Annotated in this window: 20 protein-coding genes; 11 read left to right on the forward strand and 9 right to left on the reverse strand. The window is 68.5% G+C overall.

All coding sequences use genetic code 11. The features are described 5' to 3' along the window. The first annotated feature begins 2 nt into the window (after positions 1-2). From ACIPVN_RS00920 to ACIPVN_RS00935, 4 genes are read left to right on the forward strand one after another with little or no spacing between them, the layout of a single operon-like run. Positions 3-794 (forward strand): hypothetical protein, encoded by a 792-nt coding sequence (locus ACIPVN_RS00920; protein WP_400438276.1) that lies wholly within the window; start codon positions 3-5, stop codon positions 792-794. Beyond that, the gene (locus tag ACIPVN_RS00925; RefSeq protein ID WP_400438278.1) at positions 791-1,318 is read left to right on the forward strand and encodes a hypothetical protein; all 528 of its coding nucleotides are present in this window, start codon (positions 791-793) and stop codon (positions 1,316-1,318) included. The genes ACIPVN_RS00920 and ACIPVN_RS00925 overlap by 4 nt, the downstream gene beginning before the upstream one ends. An 11-nt stretch (positions 1,319-1,329) precedes the next feature. Beyond that, positions 1,330-1,983 (forward strand): SDR family oxidoreductase, encoded by a 654-nt coding sequence (locus ACIPVN_RS00930; RefSeq protein ID WP_400438280.1) that lies wholly within the window; start codon positions 1,330-1,332, stop codon positions 1,981-1,983. A gap of 4 nt (positions 1,984-1,987) precedes the next feature. Then, positions 1,988-3,193 (forward strand): glycoside hydrolase family 3 N-terminal domain-containing protein, encoded by a 1,206-nt coding sequence (locus ACIPVN_RS00935; protein WP_400438282.1) that lies wholly within the window; start codon positions 1,988-1,990, stop codon positions 3,191-3,193. Between the two features lie 7 nt (positions 3,194-3,200). Here the strand turns inward: ACIPVN_RS00935 and ACIPVN_RS00940 are convergent, their stop codons facing one another. From ACIPVN_RS00940 to ACIPVN_RS00950, 3 genes are read right to left on the reverse strand one after another with little or no spacing between them, the layout of a single operon-like run. Further along, on the reverse strand, positions 3,201-4,070 hold the full coding sequence (locus tag ACIPVN_RS00940; RefSeq protein WP_400438284.1) for a 3-methyladenine DNA glycosylase: 870 nt from the start codon (positions 4,068-4,070) through the stop codon (positions 3,201-3,203). A 1-nt stretch (position 4,071) separates the two neighbouring features. Next, positions 4,072-5,097 (reverse strand): App1 family protein, encoded by a 1,026-nt coding sequence (locus ACIPVN_RS00945; RefSeq protein WP_400438286.1) that lies wholly within the window; start codon positions 5,095-5,097, stop codon positions 4,072-4,074. 4 nt (positions 5,098-5,101) lie between these two features. Then, entirely contained in the window at positions 5,102-5,773 is a 672-nt protein-coding gene (locus ACIPVN_RS00950; RefSeq protein ID WP_400438288.1) for a DedA family protein, read from the reverse strand. Between the two features lie 41 nt (positions 5,774-5,814). Here ACIPVN_RS00950 and ACIPVN_RS00955 point away from each other — a divergent pair, with 41 nt between their 5' ends. The 5 genes from ACIPVN_RS00955 (at position 5,815) to holA (ending at position 13,988) form a co-directional block, all read left to right on the forward strand. Further along, on the forward strand, positions 5,815-7,158 hold the full coding sequence (locus tag ACIPVN_RS00955) for an anthranilate synthase component I family protein (protein ID WP_400438289.1): 1,344 nt from the start codon (positions 5,815-5,817) through the stop codon (positions 7,156-7,158). A gap of 34 nt (positions 7,159-7,192) precedes the next feature. Then, positions 7,193-9,769, forward strand: coding sequence for a leucine--tRNA ligase (gene leuS, locus ACIPVN_RS00960; protein ID WP_400438291.1), 2,577 nt, complete (start codon positions 7,193-7,195; stop codon positions 9,767-9,769). 155 nt (positions 9,770-9,924) lie between these two features. Beyond that, on the forward strand, positions 9,925-10,608 hold the full coding sequence (locus ACIPVN_RS00965; RefSeq protein WP_400438293.1) for a helix-hairpin-helix domain-containing protein: 684 nt from the start codon (positions 9,925-9,927) through the stop codon (positions 10,606-10,608). Beyond that, entirely contained in the window at positions 10,605-12,938 is a 2,334-nt protein-coding gene (locus tag ACIPVN_RS00970) for a ComEC/Rec2 family competence protein (protein WP_400438295.1), read from the forward strand. Before ACIPVN_RS00965 ends, ACIPVN_RS00970 begins: the two co-directional genes overlap by 4 nt. Positions 12,939-12,947: 9 nt before the next feature. Further along, positions 12,948-13,988, forward strand: coding sequence for a DNA polymerase III subunit delta (gene holA / locus ACIPVN_RS00975; protein WP_400438297.1), 1,041 nt, complete (start codon positions 12,948-12,950; stop codon positions 13,986-13,988). A 100-nt stretch (positions 13,989-14,088) separates the two neighbouring features. Here holA and rpsT read toward each other — a convergent pair whose 3' ends face one another. Then, on the reverse strand, positions 14,089-14,349 hold the full coding sequence (rpsT, locus tag ACIPVN_RS00980; protein WP_247622209.1) for a 30S ribosomal protein S20: 261 nt from the start codon (positions 14,347-14,349) through the stop codon (positions 14,089-14,091). A gap of 254 nt (positions 14,350-14,603) precedes the next feature. Between rpsT and ACIPVN_RS00985 the strand changes: the two genes are divergently transcribed. Further along, positions 14,604-15,977 (forward strand): glycoside hydrolase family 1 protein, encoded by a 1,374-nt coding sequence (locus ACIPVN_RS00985; RefSeq protein WP_400438300.1) that lies wholly within the window; start codon positions 14,604-14,606, stop codon positions 15,975-15,977. After that, positions 15,974-17,194 (forward strand): MFS transporter, encoded by a 1,221-nt coding sequence (locus tag ACIPVN_RS00990; protein ID WP_400438302.1) that lies wholly within the window; start codon positions 15,974-15,976, stop codon positions 17,192-17,194. Before ACIPVN_RS00985 ends, ACIPVN_RS00990 begins: the two co-directional genes overlap by 4 nt. On the opposite strand, the gene ACIPVN_RS00995 is transcribed toward ACIPVN_RS00990, so the two are convergent. The 5 genes from ACIPVN_RS00995 to ACIPVN_RS01015 all read right to left on the reverse strand — a co-directional run bounded on the left by ACIPVN_RS00995 (position 17,189) and on the right by ACIPVN_RS01015 (position 23,684). Further along, positions 17,189-17,914, reverse strand: coding sequence for an alpha/beta fold hydrolase (locus tag ACIPVN_RS00995; RefSeq protein WP_400438304.1), 726 nt, complete (start codon positions 17,912-17,914; stop codon positions 17,189-17,191). The two genes, ACIPVN_RS00990 and ACIPVN_RS00995, sit on opposite strands and share 6 nt — an antisense overlap. Before the next feature lie 86 nt (positions 17,915-18,000). Continuing rightward, the gene (locus tag ACIPVN_RS01000) at positions 18,001-19,713 is read right to left on the reverse strand and encodes an ABC transporter family substrate-binding protein (RefSeq protein WP_400438306.1); all 1,713 of its coding nucleotides are present in this window, start codon (positions 19,711-19,713) and stop codon (positions 18,001-18,003) included. A 116-nt stretch (positions 19,714-19,829) separates the two neighbouring features. Beyond that, positions 19,830-21,773, reverse strand: coding sequence for a dipeptide ABC transporter ATP-binding protein (locus tag ACIPVN_RS01005; protein ID WP_400438308.1), 1,944 nt, complete (start codon positions 21,771-21,773; stop codon positions 19,830-19,832). Beyond that, positions 21,770-22,699, reverse strand: a complete 930-nt coding sequence (locus ACIPVN_RS01010; RefSeq protein ID WP_400438310.1) for an ABC transporter permease — start codon at positions 22,697-22,699, stop codon at positions 21,770-21,772. Before ACIPVN_RS01010 ends, ACIPVN_RS01005 begins: the two co-directional genes overlap by 4 nt. A gap of 1 nt (position 22,700) precedes the next feature. Then, complete coding sequence (locus ACIPVN_RS01015) at positions 22,701-23,684, reverse strand: ABC transporter permease (RefSeq protein ID WP_400438312.1); 984 nt, start codon at positions 23,682-23,684, stop codon at positions 22,701-22,703. Positions 23,685-23,878 lie beyond the last annotated feature (194 nt).

Genomic DNA, 23,878 nt, shown 5'->3' on the forward strand with positions numbered 1-23,878 from the left:
GGATGCTGCGCGTCGCTCTCCTGATCGTCTGGTTGCTGCTCACCGCCTGGCTCATCGTCTGGACGGGAGAGGGGCTCTTCGGGATCGATCAGCGACAGTCGGTGCTGCCGTTCGGTGGCGATGGCCTCAGTGCCCCGATCATGATCGGCGTGGCCTGGGGGCTTCTCCTGACCTTCGGGGGAGTGATGCTCGGCCCGCCTCGTCGGCGGCTCGCACGCACGGGTGACGCCCGGATCGGCATCGGACGCATCGTCGAGGTCGAGACCACCGGAACCACCGTCAACGACGTGCCCCAGTACGACATCTTCCTCCGCGTCACCCCGACCGACGGCGACGACTTCGTGGCGCAGGTGCGCACCCTCGTGCCGCTCGCCGACGTGGCGGCGCTGCAGGTCGGCCAACCGCTCGCCGTGCGGTACCGGCCCGGAGACCCCGATGCCCTCGAACTCGTGGATCCGTCCGATCCTGCGGTGAGCGAGGCGCTGCTGCAGTGGCGCATCGACCGCGGACTGATCGACCCGAGTCAGGTGCGGGCGCGCACGACCGGTACGCAGGTTCCGGCATCCGTCCTCGAGATCCGGCCCACGGGTCGGCGTCGCGAAGGTCAGTCCGAGCTCGCGCTGCGGGTGTTGCTCGCGCCCGAGGGCGGGGAGACCTGGGAGGCCGACACCACGGTGTTCGTCTACCCGCAGGCGATCCCGCATCTGCAGGTCGGCGCCCCGATCTGGGCGTTCTACCGCCGGGAGGATCCGCAGACCGTGGCCGTGACGATCGAGAAGGAGGTCGGACGATGAACCCCCTCGACACGCTGTTCTGGCTCCTGAACTTCCCCGCCTCCCACGCCTACGCGATGGTCTTCATCGCCGGCTTCTCGATCCTCGGCCTGTTCGCGGTCTCGGCGAAGCGCGGCAGTCCGGGGGCGGCGCTGCGTCGAGTGCGCGAGCGCGAAGGTCTCCTCCCCGAGGGCCGCGCGCCGCGTCGCGACATCGGCGGAACGATCATGCGCGTGCTCTTCCGCGTCCTCGCCTTCGTGATGCTCGCGAACCTCGTCATCGGCATCCTGAGTCTGACCGGTGTCCCGGTCACCCGTGCCTACATCTACGACAACGGTCGCCCGACCACGGCGACGCTCGACGGCGACTGGGTCACCTTCACCACGGGCGACGGGGTGGAGTACACGCTCGAGAGCAACTTCTTCAGCCCGGCCGTCTTCCCCGACCGTGACGCGTACATACCGGGCGGTCAGGGTGTGGTCGTACGCTACCTTCCGAGCCATCCGCAAGCTTTCGTGATCGACAGCTCTCAGCTGCCGGAGTGAGGAGAATCGCAATGTCCCGCATCATCGTCTTCGGAGGGCACGGCCGTATCGCCCTGCTGCTCGCCCCGCTTCTGGTCGCCCGCGGCGACGAGGTGACCGCCGTCATCCGCAACCCCCAGCACATCGCCGATGTCGAGGCCACGGGTGCGCGTCCGCTCGTCGCCGACATCGAGTCGCTCGACGTCGCGGGTATCGCCGATCTGGTCCGCGATCACGACGCGGTCGTCTGGTCGGCCGGCGCCGGTGGGGGAGACGCGCAGCGCACCTACGCGGTCGATCGCGATGCCGCGATCCGCTCGATGGACGCGGCCGAGGCCGCGGGAGTCCGCCGCTACGTGATGGTCTCGTGGATCGGTTCGACCGCCGACCACGGCGTGCCCGAGAGCGACGGCTTCTTCGCCTACGCCGATGCGAAGTGGGCGGCCGACGAGCACCTGCGCTCCACCGATCTCGACGGCACGATCCTCGGCCCCGGCACCCTCACGTTCGACGACCCGACCGGCCGCATCGTCGTCGACCCCGAGGGCAAGGGAGAGGTGTCGCGTGCGGATGTCGCCGCGGTCATCGCGGCCACCCTCGTCGAGCCGTCGACGTTCGGGCGCACGATCCGGTTCGGCAACGGGCCGGCCGACTCCGCGGTGCCCATCGCCGAGGCGCTGAGCTGATCGGATGAGAACGCTGCGCCGTCGGATGCTCGCGACCGTCGCCGCCCTCGCGGTGGCGGCGGTCGCGGCACCCGCGGCGGCGCAGACGCCGTCGGAGAAACCGAGGACGACCGCCCTTCGGGTGCAGACGGACGCCGCGATCCCGAGCGTCTCGGGTCCCGGTGCGCGCGCGGAGGCGGAGGTGCGCGGCATGAGCGTCGCGGAGCAGGCGGCGAGCGTCGTGATGGGACATGTCCCGGTGACGGATGCCGCGGCGCTCCGCGCCTACATGCAGCAGGGACTCGGCGGCTTCATCCTGATGGGGTCGAACATCCCCGCCACCGAATCGGAGCTGCAGGCGCTCACCTCGGCGTTGACGGTCGATGAGTCGCTCCCTCCGCTGATCGCGATCGACCAGGAGGGCGGGATCGTCTCGCGTCTGCCGTCCGACACGTTCGCGGCATCGACGAGCCTGAAGTCCGCGCCGGTGGCCGAGACGACGGATGCCTTCACGGCACGCGCGTCACTGGTCGCCCGCGCCGGGGTCAATGTCAACTTCGGCACGGTCGCCGACGTCACCTCCGACTCCGCGTCCTTCATCTACGGGCGGGCTCTCGGCACCGACCCGTCGTCGGCCTCGGAGCGCGTCGCGGCGGCGACGACGGCGCAGGAGGAACTCCTCGCTTCGACCCTCAAGCACTTCCCGGGACACGGGGCGGCGGCGGGGGATTCGCATCACGCGATTCCGACGACGCCGATGTCGAAGGAGGAGTGGCGCACGGCCGACGCGCCCCCGTTCGACGCCGGGATCGATGCCGGTGCCTCACTGTTGATGTTCGGACACCTCGCGTACACCGCCGTCGATCCCGCTCCCGCGTCGATGTCGGCGGAGTGGCATCGGATCGCCCGCGAGGAGCTCGGTTTCGAGGGCGTCATGGTGACCGACGATCTGGGCATGCTGCTCTCGTCGGGCGACCCCGCCTTTGCGGATCCGGTGGCGAACGGCGTCGCCGCAATCGCGGCGGGCAACGACCTCGTGCTCATGATCGCGGGTTCGAGTCCCGAGACCGCAGGTCAGATGGTCGCGGGACTGGTCGCCGCGGTGGAGTCCGGCGACCTGCCGGCCGAGCGACTCGCAGACGCGGCGACCCGCGTCAGGGAACTGCGTCTCGAGCTGGCCGCCGACACCGCCGACTGGTCGGTGTGCGAGAGCTGCACCCCCGCCCGCTGATCGGGCGTCAGGCGGCGACGGTCGCAGATTCTCCCCGCCAGGCGTCGAGCAGCGCGGCACGCAACACCGCACCGCGGTCGGCGAAGACGCGCTGGCGGCGAACGTACTCCGCCTTGCCTTCGCTCGTCTCGATCGGCACGGGCTCGACGCTCCAGGCCGAGAGGTCGTAGGGGGCGGCCTGCATGTCGAGCAGGCGGATGTCACGCGCGAGCTCGAACGCGTCGAGCAGCAGCTCGCCGGGCACGAGTGGCCCCAGCTTCGTCGCCCACTTATAGAGGTCCATGCCCGCGTGCAGGCAGCCCGGCTGCTCGAACAGGGGCTGCTCCTCGCGCGAGAGCGGGGAGCGGTTGCGGGGCACGGCCTCGGGGGTGAAGAAGCGGAACGCATCGAAGTGCGTGCAGCGCAGATCGTGCGCCTCGACCACGGCGTCGGTGCCCTCTCGCCCGAGGCGCAGCGGCACGGGATGGCGGTGCTCGTCCGCCTGGTAGACCATGGCCCACTCGTGCAGACCGAAGCAGCCGAACTGTCCGGGCCGCGAGGCGGTGCGGCGCAGCATCCGTTCGACGAGTCCCGCGAGTTCGGGCTTCTCGTGGTCGAATGCCGGAGCATCGGGCACGACGCCGCCGGGAGTCGTTCCCGCGGCGTACCAACGCCAGGCCGCGCGCTCCGGTGCGTCGGTGAGCTCGACGCCCGCGCCCGGATGCCAGCGGCGCAACTGCGCGGGCTTGTACGAGTAGTAGGTGAAGAGGAAATCCCACACGGGGTGCTTCTCCCCGGCGGCGGCGCGGGATCGGTGCTCGGCGGTCAGGGCGTCGGCGCGCTCCTGGTGGGCCTGCTCCCGCGCGCGCCAGTCGACCGCTTCGAGGGGGAGGCGCATGTCAGTCCAGGATGCCGGCGTCGCCGAGCCGGTCGCGGAGCCCGGCGCCGTCCTCGGCGCTGACCCAGGGCACGTCCTCGTCGCCGTGCGGCTCGGCATCCGTGCGCCCACCGGCGAGAACGGCCTCGGCAGGGAGCAGACGACGGATCGCCACACCGGCGACGGACTCGGGGTGCTCCTCGAGGAAGGTCGAGTAGATGGCTTCGTCGTGCTGCCCGTCGTCGCCGATCAGGAGCCAGCGCACGTGCGGGAACTCGGCGGCGAGGCGGCGCAGGTTGGTGAGTTTGTGCTCGCGACCGCTGCGGAACCAGCGGTCGTGGGTGGGTCCCCAGTCGGTGAGGAGCATGGATCCCGCGGGGAAGAGGTGGCGGCTCAGGAAGCGACGGAGCGTCGGTGCGATGTTCCACGCGCCGGTGGACAGGTACACCATCGGCGCGCCGGGATGCTGGCGCAGCAGCTGGTCGAGGAGCACGCTCATGCCGGGCACGGGGATGCGGGCGTGCTCGTCGAGCACGAAGGAGTTCCAGAACGCGATGAACGGACGCGGGAGAGCGGTCACCATGACCGTGTCGTCGACATCGGACACGATCCCGAACGTCGTGGACGCGCCGACGACGAAGGCGGTCGCCTCGACCGGCTCCTGCTCTTCCGTCGACACGCGGAACGTCTGCCACCCGGCATCGAGATCCGCGTGGATCACGGCATCCACGACCCCGCCGCGGTCGGCGACGACCTGGTGCACCGTGTCGCCGACGTGCACCGAGACCTTCGCGAAGCTCACCGGGATCCCGACGAAGCTGCGCCAGCCACGGATGCTCGCGAGCTCCCCGTCCTTGCCGCGTCGCTGGGGCGGCACGATCAGCACGCGCCCGACGACGCGCACCCAGCCGGGTCCGCCATAGCCCGGGAACGGCACGACCGTCGCGGTGCGTCCCCGCTTGCGCGCACGGACTTCACGCCACACGTGGAAGCGGTGTTCGAGTCGGGCGAACCAGTGGATCCGGGGCGCCGGGGGTGCGGAAGCCATTGGCTCAGTCTTTCACGTCCGCCTCGGGTTCCGCGTCGTGGGCTTCGAGGTGACGACGCTCCGAGCGCTCGAGGAGTTTCTTGCCGAGGTAGACGACGACGAGGAAGACGACGATGATCCCGACGAAGACGTATCCGGCGTAGTGCACGCGATCGACCATCTCGTCGAAGGTCAGCGCGGCGAGCGAGGTGACGCTGACGTACGCGACCGCCCAGATCACGCAGGCGGGTGCCGTCCACGCCAGGAAGCGACGGTAGGAGTAGGCGCTCATTCCGACCGTGAGGGGCACGAGGGAGTGCAGCACGGGCAGGAAGCGCGAGAGGAAGATCGCGATCCCGCCGCGTCGTTGCAGATAGCGCTCGGCCCGCACCCAGTTCTTCTCGCCGATGCGGCGACCGAGCCACGACGTGCGGATGCGGGGGCCGAGCCAACGCCCCAGGGCGAAGCCGATGCTCTCGCCGATCAGCGCTCCGACGACGACGGCGATCACCATCGCGGTCGCCTCGACCGGTCCGCGGACGCCGATCGAGGCCATGATCACGACGGTGTCGCCGGGCACGATGAGTCCGATGAGAACGCTCGTCTCGAGCATGACGGCGATGCCGGCGATGAGAGTGCGGGTGACGGGGTCGATCGAACGGATGAATTCGAACAGCCAGGTCAAGAGGTCATCCACAGCACGAGAATACGGGAGCGGCCAGGTTCTAGGCTGACAAGGTGCCCCATCGTCCGACCGCTCGTCCCGTTTCCGTCTGGGTCGAGCCCGTCGACGTCTTCCGTGTCATCGAAGCCTCGTCCCCGGAGGTGTTCTGGCTCGACGCGGGTCCCGATACCGCGAACGGGTGGAGCTTCGTCGGCGTCGGCGAGCCGTCGGCGCTGCCCGGTGACGTGGCGCTCGGCGAGGACAGCGGGGTTCCCGCCGACGGGGGAGCGGTGGAGGACGCACGGCCGCCGTTCCGCGGCGGATGGGTCGGCTGGCACGACTACGAGACAGGGGCGGCCGCGGCCGGTGCTCCGACCGACGGCACCGGTGCGGATGACCGGACGTCGTGGATGCGCGTGCAGCGTTTCGCGGCTTTCGACCACGCGCGTCGGCGGGTATGGGTGCAGGCCGACGACGACCTCGGGGAGTGGGAGTCCGTCATCGAGCGGGCAGCGGTCGCGGCATCCGCTCTCCCCGACCTGCCGAACGCGCCGGTCGCCGGTGTCGTGGCCGAGGCCCGCCACGAACCGGCGGAGTACGCGGCCCTCATCGAGCGCTGCCGCGACCTGATCCGGCGGGGGATCGCGTATCAGCTCTGCCTCACCACGCGCTTCTCGGCTTCCGGTGTGGGCGACCCGGTCGCCGTCTACGCCCGTCTGCGCGCCGCGACGCCCGCGCACCACGGAGGTTTCGTGCGGATCCAGGGGCGCACGCTGCTGAGCGCGAGCCCCGAGCAGTTCCTCCTCGCCTCGGACGGCGTCATCCGCACCCGGCCCATCAAGGGCACGCGACCGCGATCACTGGACCCTATCGACGACGCCGCTCTCGCGGCCGAGCTCGCCGTCGACCCCAAAGAGCGTGCCGAGAACGTCATGATCGTCGATCTCATGCGCAACGATCTCTCCCGCGTCTGCGTCGCCGGGTCGATCCGGGTGGAGGGACTGTGGGTCGTCGAGAGCTATCCCGCGGTGCACCAGCTGGTGAGCACGGTCAGCGGCACGGCCGAGCCCGGAGCGACCGTCGGCGATCTCTTCGACGCCGCGTTCCCGGCGGGAAGCATGACCGGGGCTCCGAAGCTGTCGGCCATGACGCACCTGCACGCGCTCGAGGGCGGTCCGCGGGGGATCTACGCCGGATGCTTCGGCTACATCGGAGTCGACGGCGCCGTCGACCTCGCGATGGTCATCCGCAGCATCGTGTTCGACGGCGACAAGGCGACCGTCGGTGCCGGCGGCGGGATCACCTGGGGATCGGATGCCTCGGCCGAGGTCGCCGAGGTCGCGACCAAAGCACGCGCGCCGTTGGCAGCACTGGGCGCTGTCCTGCCCGGGGCCTGGGGTTCCGATATCCTGAACTGATCCCGATTTTCCTTCCAGATTGGTCGTGCGTTCGTTGTCTGAGAACCTGTCCACCGCTCCCGTTGAGGACGAGACGTCGTCGGCTCATGCCATCCAGGCCAAGTGGCAGAAGTACTGGGCGGAGAACGAGACGTTCCTCACGGGCGGCGATGACGACACGCGCCCCCGGCGCTACGTGCTCGCGATGTTCCCGTACCCGTCCGGCGACCTGCACATGGGGCACGCCGAGAACTACCTGTACTCCGACATCGTGGCGCGCTTCTGGCGTCACCGCGGGCACAACGTCCTGAACCCGATCGGGTGGGACTCCTTCGGGCTGCCCGCCGAGAACGCGGCGATCCGTCAGGGCGCCGACCCGCGCGAGTGGACCTACCAGAACATCGCGCAGCAGAAGGTCGGATTCCAGGCGTACGGTGTCTCGTTCGACTGGTCGCGCGTGCTGCACACGTCCGACCCCGAGTACTACCGCTGGAACCAGTGGCTGTTCCTGAAGATGCACGAGCGCGGTCTCGCCTACCGCAAGAAGAGTGCCGTCAACTGGTGCCCCAACGACCAGACGGTGCTGGCGAACGAGCAGGTCGTCGACGGTCGCTGCGACCGCTGCGGCTACGAGGTCGTCAAGAAGAAGCTGACGCAGTGGTACTTCCGCATCACCGACTACGCGGACCGGCTGCTCGACGACCTCAACCAGCTCGAGGGATTCTGGCCGCACAAGGTGCTGCAGATGCAGCGCAACTGGATCGGCCGCTCGGTCGGCGCCGACGTCGACTTCCGCATCGAGGGCCGCGACGAGCCGGTCACCGTGTTCTCGACGCGCCCGGACACGCTGCACGGTGCCACCTTCTTCGTCGTCGCGCCCGATTCCGACCTGGCCGCGGAGCTCGCGGCGGATGCTCCGGCCGAGGTGCGCGAGCGCTTCGAGACCTACCTCGAGGGGGTGCAGAAGGAGACCGACATCGCCCGCCAGGCGACGGATCGCCCCAAGACCGGTGTCTTCCTCGAGCGCTACGCGATCAACCCGGTCAACGGCGAGAAGCTGCCGATCTGGGCTGCCGACTACGTGCTGGCCGACTACGGTCACGGCGCCGTCATGGCGGTTCCCGCGCACGACCAGCGCGACCTCGACTTCGCCCGCGCGTTCGATCTGCCGGTCAAGGTCGTCGTCGACACGACGGCGCCCATCACGGGAGCGATGCCGGTCATCGAGGTCGACGACGAGGGCGTGCCGATCGACACCGGCGCACTCGACGACCAGAACCCCGCGTCCACGGGCGTCGCGCTGACCGGTGAGGGGCGTCTGATCAACTCGGGCGACCTGAACGGTCTGTCGAAGCGCAACGCGATCGCCCGCGCGATCGAGCACCTCGAGGCATCGGGCACCGGTCGTGCCGCGAAGAACTACCGCCTGCGCGACTGGCTGATCTCGCGCCAGCGTTTCTGGGGCACGCCGATCCCGATGCTGCACGCCGAGGACGGCAGCATCATCCCGGTCGCGGAAGACAAGCTGCCCGTACGTCTGCCGAGCATCGAAGGCCTCGATCTCAAGCCGAAGGGCACCTCGCCCCTGGGCGGTGCCGAGGGCTGGGTACGCACGGTCGACCCGGCCACCGGCGAGCCCGTGCTGCGCGACCCCGACACGATGGACACCTTCGTCGACAGCTCGTGGTACTTCCTGCGCTTCCTGTCGCCGAACAGCGATCAGGTGGCCTTCGACCCGGCCCAGGCCGCACGATGGGCTCCGGTCGACTCCTACATCGGGGGTGTCGAGCACGCGATCCTGCACCTCCTGTACGCGCGCTTCATCACGAAGGTGCTGTTCGACATGGGGCTGATCGACTTCACCGAGCCGTTCTCGAACCTGATCAACCAGGGCATGGTGCTGCTGGACGGCCAGAAGATGTCGAAGAGCAAGGGCAATCTCGTGCTCTTCCAGGAGGAGCTCGACGCGCACGGCGCCGACGCGCTGCGCGTGGGTCTGGCGTTCGCGGGGCCCGTGGAGGACGACAAGGACTGGGCCGACGTCTCGACGACGGGTGCTCAGAAGTTCCTGTCGCGCGCACTGCGGATCGCGCGCGAGGTCTCGAGCCCGGTCGACGTCGTCTTCGACGGAGGGGATGCAACGCTGCGTCGCACGACGCACAAGCTGCTCTCCGAGGCGCCGGCGCTCGTCGAGCAGACCAAGTTCAATGTGCTCGTCGCCCGTCTGATGGAGCTGGTGAACACCATCCGCAAGACGATCGACAACGGTACGAACGGCGCCGCCGATCCGGCCGTGCGCGAGGCCACCGAGACCGTCGCCGTGATGCTCGACCTCATCGCCCCGCACACGGCGGAGGAGATGTGGGAGATCCTCGGTCACGAGCCCTCCGTGGGTCTCGTGACGTGGCGTTCGGCGAACCCGGCGCTGCTGGTCGAAGACACCATCACCGCCGTCGCGCAGGTCAACGGCAAGGTGCGTGCTCAGCTCGAGGTCTCCGCACGCATCGGCGAGACCGAGCTCGAGGCTCTCGCTCGCGGCGACGAGCGCGTGATCCGGGCGATCGGTGACAAGGAGATCGTCAAGGTCATCGTGCGCGCGCCCAAGATCGTGAGCTTCGTCGTCAAGGGCTGATCTGCTCTCTCGATCGAGACCGCCGTCCGGATGCCGGGCGGCGGTCTCGGCGTTCCGGCGGGTGTGGTTCTGCACGGCGCGTGATCGCCGGGAGTTGTCCACTGCGCTCGGCACGCGGGTCGGGGCAACGGAATCGGGAAGTCTAGCGTGGGCGGATGCCGTCGACCGATGACCTCTCCCTTGACCGTTCGCCCGTCGAGGTTCCGTCGGCGGATCCTCCTTCTCCGCCCCGGCGCCTGCGCCTGAGCATCGGAGCGGCGGTCGTTCTCGCTCTCGTCGTGCTTTCGGCCGCGGTCGGGCTCGGGATCCTCCGCGGACAGGCCGCGCCCGTCGAGACGGTCTCGATCGGTGACACGCCGACCGGGGCGACGGATGCCGGAGGCACCACCGCTCCGGGCGGCGAGCTCTACGTGCACGTGCTCGGCGCCGTCGAGAGGCCCGGACTCTACGTGCTCGCGATCAATGCGCGGATCGTCGACGCCCTCGCCGCGGCCGGCGGCACGACGGAGGAGGCCGACCTCGCCGCGATCAACCTCGCCCGCATCGTGACGGATGGTGAGCAGGTGGTCGTGCCCATCGTCGGCGCGACCGTGCTCGGACCGGGTTCCGGGGCGACTCCCGGCGCGGGGACGGCAGCACCCGGCGACGATCGGATCGACCTCAACTCGGCAGATCAGGCGGCGCTCGAGACCCTACCTCGTATCGGCCCTGCGCTGGCTGAGCGGATCATCTCGTGGCGCGACGAGAACGGGCGGTTTCAGACCGTCGACGACCTTCTTGCCGTGCCGGGCATCGGTGAGAAGCTGCTCGAGGGTCTGCGTGACGGCGTGCGCGTGTGAGGCGACGCGATCTCCGGCTGTTGCCGATCGCCGCGGGTGCGTGGGCCACGGGGCTGCTGTGCGTGTTCCTCCCGCAGATCGCGGGCGCAGCGGCTGCGGCGTGCGTGGTCGCGGCCATCGTCGCCGGGATGGTCGTGCGGCGTTCCCGTGCGCATGGTGCGGAGTGCGGGGGACTCGTGATCGTGGTGTTCGCGGCGGCGGCAGCGGTGGCGACGACGGCCTGTCTCGCGATGCCGGCGCGCGAGGCGCTCCGTGAGCGCGAGGCGTATGCGGTCGATCTGGTCGCGGATGTCTCGTCATCGGCATCGGTCGGGAAGGACGGGCGTCTCTGGTTCGAGGCGCAGTCGACCTCCGTCGGGTCGTCGGCGGGGAAGGTGGCGGTCTCGGCGCCGGCACGCGTCGGCATCGAGCCGGCCGAGGGGTTCGATCTCGGCGCGACCATCCGGGTGAGGGGGCAGATGGAGGCGACGGATCCGGGGGAGCGAGCAGCGGTCGTCGTGTTCGCGACCGAGGCGGAGATCGTGCGCCCGGCGGCGGGGGTGTTCGCGGTCGCGGCCGGTGCGCGGAGCGCGTTCATCGAGCGAGCGACCCGCCTGCCCGAGCCGGGCGCCGGCCTCCTGCCCGGACTCGCCGTCGGTGACACCCGCGCGGTCTCCGACGCCCTCAACGACGACATGCGCGCGAGCGGCCTCAGCCACCTCACGGCCGTGAGCGGCGCCAACTGCGCGATCGTGGTCGCCGCGGCGTTCTGGCTCATCGCCCTGTGCGGAGGCGGGCGTCGCCTGCGCGTGGTCGTCGCCGCTCTCGCATTAGCCGGTTTCGTGGTGCTGGTGACCCCCGAACCCAGCGTGATCCGCGCGGCGGTGATGGCCGGGGTCGCGATGCTCACGGTGCTCCTCGGACGTCCGAGCGCGGGAGCGGGAATGCTCGCCCTGTGCGCGACCGGAATCCTCATCGCCGATCCCTGGCTGGCCGCGACGGCCGGGTTCGCGCTGTCGGTCGCGGCGTCGGGGGCGCTCATCCTGCTGGCGCCTCCGCTCGCGCGCGGACTCGTGCGGTGGATGCCGCAGCCGCTCGCTCTTGCGATCTCGGTGCCCCTCGCCGCTCAGCTGGCGTGCGGTCCGATCATCGCGCTGTTCGCCGAGCAGCAGTCCCTGGTGGGTATCGCCGCGAACCTGCTCGCCGCTCCCGCGGCGCCGATCGCAACCGTGATCGGTCTTCTCGCCTGCCTCGCCGCACCGATCCCGATGCTCGCCGATGTTCTCGCGGCGTCCGCCTGGTTGCCGGCCGCATGGATCTCGGCGACCGCGACGGTGAGCGCGCGATTGCCGCTCGCGCAGGCATCCCTGGTTCCAGGCATCGGCAGCGCCGTGCTCGTGGCGGTGCTCAGCGCTGCCCTGGCGGTCATCGTGCGCGGACGGCGAGAAGCAAGCGGCGTCGGTGGCCGTCCGGTTCGGTGGTTCTCCTGGACGCACCGCCTCGCGGCGGTGGTGCTCATCGTGGCGCTCTCCCTCGGCGGGGCGCATGTCGCTCTGCAGGGGCCGCTCGCGGCGATGTCGGCGCCGTCCGGCTGGTCGATCGCCGCCTGCGACGTGGGGCAGGGAGACGCAGTTCTCGTGCGCTCGGAGGACCGGGTCGCGCTGATCGACACCGGTCCGGAACCGGGCCCGCTCGATGACTGCCTGCGGTCGCTCGGCATCGACCACATCGACCTCCTCGTGCTGACGCACTTCGACCTCGACCATGTCGGGGGAGTGGACACCGTGCGCGGGCGGGTCGGCACGGTGCTCCACGGGCCGGTCGTCGAGGCTGAGGAACAGCGGCTCCTCGACGGGCTGGGTGCCGGTGGCGCGACCGTGACCGAGGCGACGACGGGGCTGCGCGGCACGCTCGGCGCATCGACCTGGCGGGTGCTCTGGCCGCTCCGCGAGTCGGCGGTGTTTCCCTCCGGCAACGATGCGAGTGTCGTGATCGAGGTCTCCGGCGGTGGGGTACCGCGCTCGCTCTACCTCGGCGATCTGTCGGCCGAGGCGCAACGGATGCTCGCGCGCAACACCCGTCTGACCGGACCGTACGACGTGGTCAAGGTGGCCCATCACGGCAGCGCCGATCAGGATCCCGCGATCTACGAGACGATCCGCCCGGCGATCGCGATCTTCAGCGCGGGTATCGACAACGACTACGGTCACCCGCGAGAGGAGACGCTCGACCTGCTCACGTCGGTCGGGGCGCACGTCCTGCGCACCGATCGGCAGGGACGCATCCTGCTGGGGATCGACGACGGCCGGATCGCGGTCTGGACGGAGTCCGACGTCGGCGCCCCCGAGTAGGCTGGATCCATGGCAGCTCCGCGATCCTCGTCCCGCAGCGCCGCCAAGCCGTCGAAGATCCCCCAGGTCTCCTGGCGCGAACCGCGTCCCGCCGCGCTCGTGCTGGTCGCAGGTCCCGAGGAGATCTGCGCCGAGCGTGCGATCGCCGGCATCCGCGACTACCTGCGTGCCGAGGATCCGGCCCTCGAGGTCAGCGACATCAGGGCCGACGACTATGCGCCGGGCACCCTGCTCTCCCTGACGTCGCCGTCGCTCTTCGGTGAGCCGCGGCTCGTGCGGGTCTCGGGCGTCGAGCGCTGCTCCGACGCCTTCCTGCAGGAGGCCGTGTCGTACCTCGACCAGCCGCAGGACGGCGCCACCGTGATCCTCCGGCACACCGGAGCTAGCGTCCGCGGCAAGAAGCTTCTCGATGCACTGCGCGCCGGAACGGGTGAGGGCATCGAGATCGCCTGCCCCGCCATCAAGCGCGACGGCGACCGCGTCGATTTCGCCGCCGGTGAGTTCAAGGCCGCGAAGAAGCGCATCCAACCCTCGGCGCTGCGAGCGCTCGTGTCGGCCTTCGCCGACGACCTCACCGAGCTCGCCGCCGCCTGCCAGCAGCTCATCGGCGATGTCGAGGGCGACGTGACCGACGACATCGTCACCAAGTACTACGGCGGCCGCGTCGAGGTCTCCGCCTTCGTCGTCGCCGACACCGCGATCGCCGGTCGTTACGGCGAGGCGCTCGTCTCGCTGCGGCATGCGCTGTCGTCGGGTGCCGATCCGGTGCCGATGGTCGCCGCCTTCGCGATGAAGCTGCGCACCATGGCACGTGTCGCGGGCAACCGCGAACCGAGCCGTCAGCTCGCCCAGCGCCTCGGCATGAAGGACTGGCAGGTCGATCGTGCACGCCGCGATCTCGCGGGGTGGAACGAGCGCTCGCTGGGGCTCGCGATCCAGGCGACGGCGCGGGCGGATGCCGAGGTGAAGGGCGCATCACGCGACCCGATCTTCGCGCTCGAGCGCATGGTGACGGTCATCGCCACCCGTCGCCCGTTCGGCGAGGAGTAGTCCGCCGCTCCGTCGCGGCAGCGGAGAAGATCGCATGCACCACGGACACGAAGAAGGCCCGCCCCGCGAACGGGACGGGCCTTTCTCAGCGGTGCTCTGCTCAGAGAGCGGCGACCGACTTGGCGATGGCCGACTTGCGGTTCGACGCCTGGTTCTTGTGCAGGACACCCTTGCTGACGGCCTTGTCGAGCTTGACGGCGGCCTTCTTGAGGGTGGCCTCGGCGGCTGCCTTGTCGCCCGCGGCGACGGCTGCCTTGGTCTGACGAACGAGGGTCTTGAGCTCGCTCTTCACGGCCTTGTTGCGCTCGTGAGCCTTCTCGTTGGTCTTGTTGCGCTTGATCTGCGACTTGATGTTTGCCACGTGTGGACGCTTTCTGTACAGGAGTGATTCGGAGTGCCGGCAGCAGAAGAGGGCTGCTGCACGACGGTCGTGAGGGAAGAACCCACACGCAAGCCAAGAAGCAACTCTACCAGCAGTCGGGCGGATCACGCGAAACGACGCCTCTCGGTTGCCGTCGGGTGCTCGACGCGACGAACCGATCGCGGTACTCGGTCGCGCTAACGCGGTACCGGGTGCAGAATCGGGATCACCCGACTCAGACGTCAAGGAGCGACATGCGTTCTGCCTCCCACGATACCGTTCTGCCCCCAGGTCTCCGCTGGTCAGCGGCGACGTCCGCCATCCAGATCGAGGGCTCGCCCTCCGACGACGGGGGAGGGCGGTCGATCTGGGACGACTTCGTCGACGTGCCGGGTGCGGTGAGAGACCACTCGACGCCGCACCGCGCCTGCGACAGCTATCGGCATCCGGACGCTGACGTCGCCCTGGTGGCGGACCTCGGGATCGATCGCTATCGCTTCTCGATCCCCTGGGCACGCGTGCAGCCGGATGGACGCGGCCCGGGCAGCACCGCCGCGCTCGACCACTACTCCCGCTTCATCGACGCGCTGCTCGAGGTCGGCGTGACCCCGTTCCCCACGCTGTACCACTGGGAGATGCCGAGTGCCGTGGAGGCCGAGGGCGGTTGGCTCGTGCGCGAGACCGCCGCACGCTTCGCGGATTACGCCGCGATCGTGGCGGATCGGCTCGGCGATCGGGTGACCCGGTGGTACACGCTCAACGAACCGGCGATGACCACGCTGCAGGGATACGGCAGCGGAGCGCTGGCCCCCGCACGACCGCTGCTCTTCCAGGCCCTGCCAACCGTCCACTTTCAGCTCTTGGCGCATGCGTCCGCCGCCGAGGCGCTGCGGTCGCGCGGCGCGACCGCCGTCGGACTCGTCAACAACCACACCCGGGTGCTGCCGCTCACCGCATCGAGCGACGACCTCGTGGCCGCGACCGCCTACGACACGCTCCACAACCGGCTCTTCAGCGAGCCCCTGCTCGCCGGGGCATACCCGGACCTCGACGTGTTCGGCCTCCCGCCGATGCCCGTGCTCGACGGCGAACTCGCACGCATCGCGGGGTCGATCGACTTCTACGGCATCAACTTCTACAGCCCCACGACGATCACGGCCGCCGATCCGGAGGGGCCACTGCCGTTCACGATCGTGCCGACGCCCGGGGCACCCGTCACCGGTTTCGGCGAGGAATGGCCCATCGTGCCCGGGGCGCTCCGCGATCTGCTCGTCGACCTTCATCACCGGCATCCGCACATGCCGCCGGTGATCGTCGGAGAGAACGGCGCGTCGTTCCCCGAGCCCGATGACGCGGTCCGCGTCGACGATGCCGAACGCATCGACTACCTCGCCGACCACATCACGGCGGTCAGCGAGGCGATGGCGGCGGGCGTGCCCGTCGAGGAGTACACGGTCTGGTCGCTCCTGGACAACTGGGAATGGGCCGACGGCTTCACCCAGCGATTCGGCCTCGTGCACGTCGACTTCGCCACGGGGGAGCGCACGCCCAAGGCCTCGTACGTCTGGTACCGCGACGCCATCGCCCGCACCCGCACCGCGGCGGCGATCGAGCGGACCGTCCGATGACCGCGGCGACGAGGATCGGCGCGCGGTGGATGTCGCTGTTCACCCTCGCCTGGCTCGCCATCTGGACCGTGCAGCTCACGCCCGTGCAACTGCTCCTGCCGCTGCAACTCGATACCCCCGAAGACGATTGGATTCGGGGAGTGGTCTCCTCCGGCCTCGTTCTCGGGATCGGCGGACTCGCGGGCATCGTCGCCGGACCGCTCGCCGGAGCGCTGTCGGATCGTGCTCGACCGGGACGCCCGCGCCGACGTCCGTGGGCGCTCGCGGGCGTGTGGACGACCGCGGCCTTCCTGGTGCTCACCGGTTTCTCCGAGGGGCCATGGGCGGTCGGCGGGGCGTGGGTCGGTGTCTCGATCGGTGTCGCGGTGTCGTCGGCGGCCTTCACCGCGATGATCGCGGATCAGCTGCCCACGACACAGCGGGGCGCGGCATCCGCGGCGGTCGGGTCGAGTCAGGCCGTCGGGATCGTGCTGGGCGTCGGTCTCGTCGTCCTCCTCGGGCTGGACATCGTCTCGGGGTATCTGCTGCTCGCCGCCGTGATCGCGGCGGTCGGAAGCGCGGTGGCCCTGCTTCTTCCCGATCCCCCCGCGTCGGATGCCGTGCGGCCGACGACCCGCGACCGTCGGCCCCTCGCCTCGCTGCGCGACCGCGACTTCGCGTGGATGCTCGCCGGGCGCCTGGTGACCAACGTCGGCAACGCCCTGGGGACCGCGCTCTTCCTCTTCTTCCTGCTGCACGGGCTCGGTCAGTCGTCGTCGACGGCGCAGGACAACCTGCTGCTGCTCATCGTCGTCTACACGCTGTTCGTGGTCGCGGCGTCCGTTCTCACCGGGATCCTGTCGGACCGCACGGGCGACCGGCGCCGGCTCGCCGTGATCGCCACGGTCGTGCAGGCGGCATCCGGTGTGGCGATCGCGCTCGTTCCGACCTTCGAGATGACGATGGTCGCCGCCGCGCTCATGGGCCTCGGCTATGGCGCGTTCTCGACCGTCGGCCTCGCGTTCGCCGCCGATCTGCTGCCCGATGAGAAGGACCACGCCCGCGATCTCGGCATCGTGAACGTGACGGCCGCCCTCGGACAGCTGATCGGCCCGGTCCTCGGGGCGGGGCTCGTGGCGCTGGTGGGCGGCTTCTGGCTCGTCTTCGTCGCCGCCGCGGTGCTGTCGCTCGGTGGCGGAGTGCTCACCGGCTTCGCGAGGCAGCCGCAGAGATCATGAGCTCTCGCTCTCGAGGGTGGCGATCGCAAGCTGCAGCACAGCGTTGAAGACGCGGGGTCGCATCGCGGTGACGAGGTGGGTGGTGCGCGGCACCACGACGAGCTCGGCATGCGGCGCCAGCGAGCAGAAGAGAGTCTCATGGCGGCGCAGCTGGTCGTACTGGCCGTTGACGAACCAGAGCGGCAGCCGGATACGGGCGACCGCCGCGGCGAGGTCGAGCGCCGAAAGACTGCCCAGGGCGATGTCCTGCGCGTCGAGCGCATAGCCGCCCGCGCCGAAGTCCCCGCGCGTCTCCGGGGGGATCGTGGCGTCGAGCACACGATCCGAGAGCCAGCGTCCGCGATCGGGCAGCGAATTCATCGCCCGCGCGAGCCAGCGGTAAGCCGCGAGGCCCGCACCGACGGGCAACGCGGTGCACGACGCGGCGACGAGACCCGCGACGGGTGTCGTCTCGCCACCTCCGGTGTAGGCGAGCGAGAGGATTCCGCCCATGGAGTGTCCGACCAGCAGCACCGGTCCGCGCGTCGCCGCCTCGCGAACGGCGGCATCGATCGTGTGCAGGGCCTCGTGGAGCGTGAAATCCTCGCCGATGCGCGTGCCGTGCCCCGGCAGGTCGACCGCGGTGTGCGCGTAACCGCGCGCGTCGAGGAACGCCTGCTGCGAGCGCCACATCGTGGCCGATGTGCGGATGCCGTGCACGAAGACGATCTGAACGCTCACGGTCTCAGCCTAGGCGGCCGGTTCCTCGCGTCACACGAGAAAGCGGGGCCGGTGGAAGACCACCGACCCCACCTCTCATGAGGGGATTACTTCTCCCAGCCCACGTTCTCGACGGGCGAGACGCCGAAGAGATCGAGACCCACGTAGGGCTCGGGGGTCAGGTTGGCGAGGCCCTCCTTGACCGTGTAGATCGACGGACCGTTGTAGAGCGGGATGACGCCCCACGTCTCCGCGATGATCTCCGGCTCGAGCTTCATCGTGGCGGCGGTCCAGTCTTCGGCCGTCGTCTGCGACTCGACCTCGGACTTGATCTTCTCGTCGATCTCGGCGGTGCCCGCACCGGAGAGGTTCAGGCTGCTGTCGGAGCAGTACAGCTGGCAGAAGTACAGCGGTCCGAACGGGTCGGAATCGGTGAAGCGCAGCGAGAATGCGTCCCAGTTCTTCGTGCTGAAGTCGGTCGAGAAGTCCGCAGGGGAGCGCTTCTCGATCTGCAGGTCGATGCCGACAGCCTTCTCCTGCTGCTGCAGTGCCTTGGCCAGCGCCTCGATCGTCGGGTCGTCGCTGTGGATCGGGTAGACGATCTCGAGCTTCACGCCGTCCTTCTCACGGATGCCGTCTTCGCCCTCGACCCAACCGGCGTCGTCGAGCAGCTTCTTGGCTCCATCGACGTCGAACTTCAGACCGGCCTCGGCGAACGAATCCTTGTAGCCGTCCTGGAAGTCGTACATGTTGAGCGATCCCGCGGGAGCCTCCTCATAGTCGAGGCCGTTCCACGCGATCTGCTTCTGCTGGTCGATGTCGATGGCCATGAAGAAGGCCTCGCGAACGTCGAGGTCCTTCAGCTGAGGCTTCTCCGCGTCCAGGATGACGATCGTCTTCGCGGTCTGCTGCGACCGGTAGGTGACGACGTCCTCCATGTCGGCCACCTGAGCGAGGCGGTCCTTCGTGTTGGTGCCGACCATGTCGATCTCGCCGTTCTTGAAGGCGTTGATCGATGCGGCGGCGTCGAGGCCGGTGTAAGTGACCTTGTCGAGCAGAGGCTTGTCGCCCCACCACTTCTCGTTCGGTTCGAAGGTGACCGTCTGACCGTTCACGTCGTACTCGGTGAGCTTGTAGGGGCCGGCGCCCCACTCCGGGTGCGCGTTCTCGATGTACGCGGTGTTGAACACCTCGGCAGAGTTGACGGCCGGGTTCAGGATGCCGTTGAGGAACGGCATCTTCGGCCAGGCGAACTCGCCCTTGAAGGTCACGATGACGTCCTTATCGGTCTCGCCCTTCGTGACCGACTCGATCTCCTTGTATCCGTCGGTCGAGCTCGTCTCGTAGGCCTCGTCCTCGCCGCTGTTGGCCTTCCAGGTGGTCTCGAACGCGGTGTAGTCGATCGGCGTGCCGTCGTTCCAGACCGCCTTCTCGTTGACCTTCATCGTGATCGTCGTCTTGCCGTCCTCGGTGGTGATGTCCCACGCGTCGAGGTAGGCCGGGTTGGCGGAAACGTCGCCTTCGGGTGTCATCAGGAACACCTGAGGGTTGTACCACTGGGCGAGGCGCGTCGTGTCGGCGCTGGCGTTGCCGTTGAACGGGTTCATCTGCGGCGTGATCTCGTTGATGCCGAAGTGGACCTCGCCGCCCTCCTGCAGGTTCTCGCGGGGCTGCGGGTTGTAATCCGCCTGCTTGGTCTCCTGGGGCGTGTTGCTGCCATCGGCGCCGCCGTTGTCTCCGCCCGCCGCACATCCGCTGATCACGAGTGCGAGAGCGCCGCCGAGGGCGATGAGGCCCGTCAGCTTCGTGGTGGTTTTCATGGTGCTCCTTTCGCCTTTCGGCGTGTCATAAAGGGGAGGTTAGTTCGCTTCCGCCCGAATGGGTCCGGTCGGTCGGTGAATATGGCTTAACCGTTATCGGACGGTGGCGGAGCCGCTCAGGACACGAGCGGCTCCGTGGTCATGGTCGTCGCATCGAAAACGACACGCTGTCGCGTCCGCTCGATATCCGGGTCGGGTACGGGGATCGCTGACAGCAGCGCCTGGGTATACGGGTGCTGGGGATGATCGAACACGTCATCGACGTCGCCGTGCTCGACGAATTCGCCGAGATACATCACCGCGACCCGATCGGCGATATGCCTGACCACCGACAGATCGTGCGCCACGAAGAGGTATGACAATCCCAGCTTGACCTTGAGCTCGTCGAGCAGATTGATCACGCCGGCTTGGATCGAGACGTCCAGTGCGGAGACCGGCTCGTCGAGAACGACGATCTTGGGGTTGGTCGACAGCGCCCGGGCGATGCCGATTCGCTGCCGCTGGCCGCCCGAGAATGCGCTGGGGAAACGGTCGAGGTGCGCGGGGTCGAGGCCGACGAGCGCCATCAGCTCCTGCACGCGGTCGTATGCGTCGGCGCGGGACATCCCGATCGCCGTCATCGGTTCGGCGATGATGGCGGCCACCGTCATGCGAGGGTCGAGCGCGGCCATCGGATCTTGGAAGACGATCTGGATATCGCGACGGAGCGCGCGCTCCTGACGGCCGCTGGTGATGTCGTCGACGCTCGTGCCGGCGATCACGATGTCGCCATCGTGCTGTTTCTCGAAGTCCATGATCTGCAGCAGTGTCGTCGTCTTGCCGGACCCGGACTCGCCGACGATGGCCATCGTCTCGCCCTCGCGCACGTCGAAGCTGATGCCCTTGACCGCATGCACATCGCCGACCTTGCGCTTGAACACGGCTCCCTTCATGAGAGGGAAGGTCTTGGTCATGTTCCGGACCTCGAGCGTGATCGGGCGCTCCTCACGTGGCGTGCGCGTGAGGTCGCTCTCGGGGATCACGGGGACCGGGTAGACGGGGAGCCCGCCGATGAGGTTGCCGTCCTCGATCTCCTGCGCACGGATGCAGGCCGCGCTGTGCGTCGCAGTGGTAGCGGTCTGTACCGGGAGCAGATCGGGCTCCTTCGTCAGGCAGGCATCCATCACGATCGGGCACCTGTCGGCGAACGGGCAGGCGTCGGGCAGGCCGATCAGCAGAGGAGGGTTGCCCTTGATGGGGACCAGGGGCTGCTTCTCCGACTTGTCGACGCGCGGAATCGCGCCCAGGAGTCCGATGGAGTACGGCATGCGTGTGTGGTGGAAGAGTTCACGGACTTCGGCGTGCTCGACGGGCTTGCCCGCGTACATCACGATCACGTCGTCCGCGGTGCGGGCGACCACCCCCATGTCGTGCGTGATCATGATGACCGCGGCGCCGGTCTCGCTCTGTGCCTTCTCGATCAGTTCGAGGATCTGCGCCTGGATGGTGACGTCGAGTGCGGTGGTCGGCTCGTCGCAGATGATGAGTTTCGGGTCGTTCGCCATCGCTATGGCGATGACCACGCGCTGACGCATGCCGCCGGAGAACTCGTGAGGAAACGCCTTCATCCGTTTCTCCGGCTCGGGGATGCCGACCAGGGACAGCAGCTCGACCGAACGCTGCCAGGCATCCCTCTTGGAGAGCTTCCGGTGCACCGTCAGCGCTTCGATCAACTGGTCGCCGATCGTGAAGACCGGGGTCAGCGACGTGAGAGGGTCCTGGAACACCATCGTCATGCCGTTGCCGCGGATCATCGACATCTGCTTGTCGGTCTTACCCAGGAGCTCCTGACCATCGAAGACGACCGACCCGGTGATCTTCGCGTTGTCATCGAGCAGACCCATGATGGCGAGTGAGGTCACGGACTTCCCCGAGCCGGACTCGCCGACGATTCCGAGGGTCTTGCCCGCTTCGAGATCGAACGACACGCCTCGGACGGCATCGACGCGGCCTGCCTCGGACGGGAAGCTGACGCGGAGGTCGCGGACGGACAGAACGGGGGATGCGGTGGTGGTGCTCATGCGCGGCCTCCCGCCGCCGAGGTGGGATCGAGGGCATCTCTCAGGCCGTCGGCGACGAGCGCCATCGACACCGTGAGCATGGTCAGGGCGGCAGCAGGGAAGTAGAACACCCAGGGGCTGCTGGTGATGGTGTTGGCGCCGCTGCCGATCAGTGATCCGAGCGAGACATCCGGAATCTTGACACCGAAGCCGATGAAGGAGAGACCTGTCTCGGTCATGACGGCGGCCACGACGCCGAGGGTGAAGTTGATCACGAGCAGGGAGCCGATGTTCGGCAACAGATGACGCATCACGATCTTCATCCCGCGCACTCCCATGTAGCGCGCGGCGTGAACGTACTCGCGCTCGCGCAGCGAGAGAGCCATGGTCCAGATGACTCTCGCCTGGAAGAACCAGCCGACGAAGATCAGAGCGAGCGCGATGACGCGCCAATCGCCACCCGCGTTGTTGGAGACGAGCGCGAGGATGAGGAAGGTCGGAATCACCATCAGGAAATGGATGACCAGGAGAGTCGAACGCTCGAGGAATCCTCCGAAGTACGCGGCGGCGGTTCCGACGATCGCCGAGATCACCGTCGTTCCGATGGACACGGTCAGCGCGATCATGAGCGAGCGCTGCAGACCGATCGAGACCTGCGCGAACAGGTCGTTCCCGGCAGGAGTGGTGCCGAACCAGTGTTCGGCCGAGGGCCCCGTGCCGAGGTTCAGAAAGTCGAGGACGATGTGGTCGTACCTCGCTACCAGCGGGCCGATGATCGCGAACAGGACCAAGGCGAGGAAGATGAACACTCCGAAGACCGCGGGGCGGTTGCGCACGAATCGACGGTAGTAAAGCGCGAACACCGAGGTTCGCTTGCGCTCCGCGATGGCGGGCGCGGAGACTTCGGCCTGGGGATGCAACGTCGGGTCGATCATTTCGGTGCTCATCTCAACTCACTCTCACTCGAGGATCGAGGACGACGACGGCGATATCGGCCAGCACCGCGCCGATGGCGGTGAGGACGGCACCGAAGGCCGCGATCGCCACGACTCCGTGAACGTCGTTCTTGCCGATCGTGTCCACGAAGTACTTGCCCATACCGTTCCAGCCGAAGATCGTCTCGGTGAGGATGGCGCCGGTGAAGACCGTCGGAATCGTGAAGGCCAACTGGGTGGCCACCGGGATCAGCGAAGGACGCAGCGCATGCTTGCGGATGGCCTGCTGCTTGGTGAGGCCCTTGGCGCGGGCCGTGCGCACGTAGTCCGCCTTGATGTTGTCGAGCAGCAGCGACCGCTGCAGCAGGTGATAACTCGCGTACCCGGTGAATACGAGCGCGATCGTCGGGAGTGTGAGGTGTTGGAATTTGTCAACGATGAAGGGGAGGAATCCGTCGACGTCCTTGCCGCCGGCCCCCGTCACGTAGAAGACGCGCACTCCGACCCACTCGTTGAACGCGATCGCCAGGAGAACGATTCCGAGCGCAGCGACGACGATCGGGACGTTCATCGTGATGATCGACGTTGCCTGCCCGATGCGGTCACCCAGCTTGTACTGGCGCGACGCGGTGTAGACGCCGAGGCCGATTCCGAGGACCGCGCCCAGGATCGTCGCGCCGATGACCAGTTCGCCCGAGATCAGGGCCCGGTAGGCGATCTGGTCGTTCACCGACTGGCCGACGGGGCTCTGCCCCCAGTCCCACCGGAGCAGGATCCCGCTGAACCATACCCACCACCGCTCGATGAGAGGGACAGTGTCGCTGAGATTCAACGGCTCGAGCATCTTCGTGACTTCGTCCGGCGAGAGCGGCGGCCGACGACCCACGTAGTTACTGCGCGGATCCAAGAAGCTCCAGGCGAGGAAATAAGTGACGTTCGTGGCTACGACGATCAGGAGCAGCCAGCCCAGTGCTCGACGCAGCAGGTACTTGATCAAGGTCGGTATCTCTCTCTTCACCAGAGCCGAACGGGATCACCGTTGCGGATCCGATCAATGTGCTTCACTCCGGACGTGCCTCTTCGCTCGTTCCGGTATACCAAAAAGATGTTACGGGGTCGTTTCCTTCGTGGAACTCGGTTCCACGTCGAAGACCTGGGCGACGTTACCACCGGATCGGCGGAATCGGGCAT

This window comes from Microbacterium sp. NPDC090003, from assembly GCF_044748385.1.
Classification (GTDB): domain Bacteria; phylum Actinomycetota; class Actinomycetes; order Actinomycetales; family Microbacteriaceae; genus Microbacterium.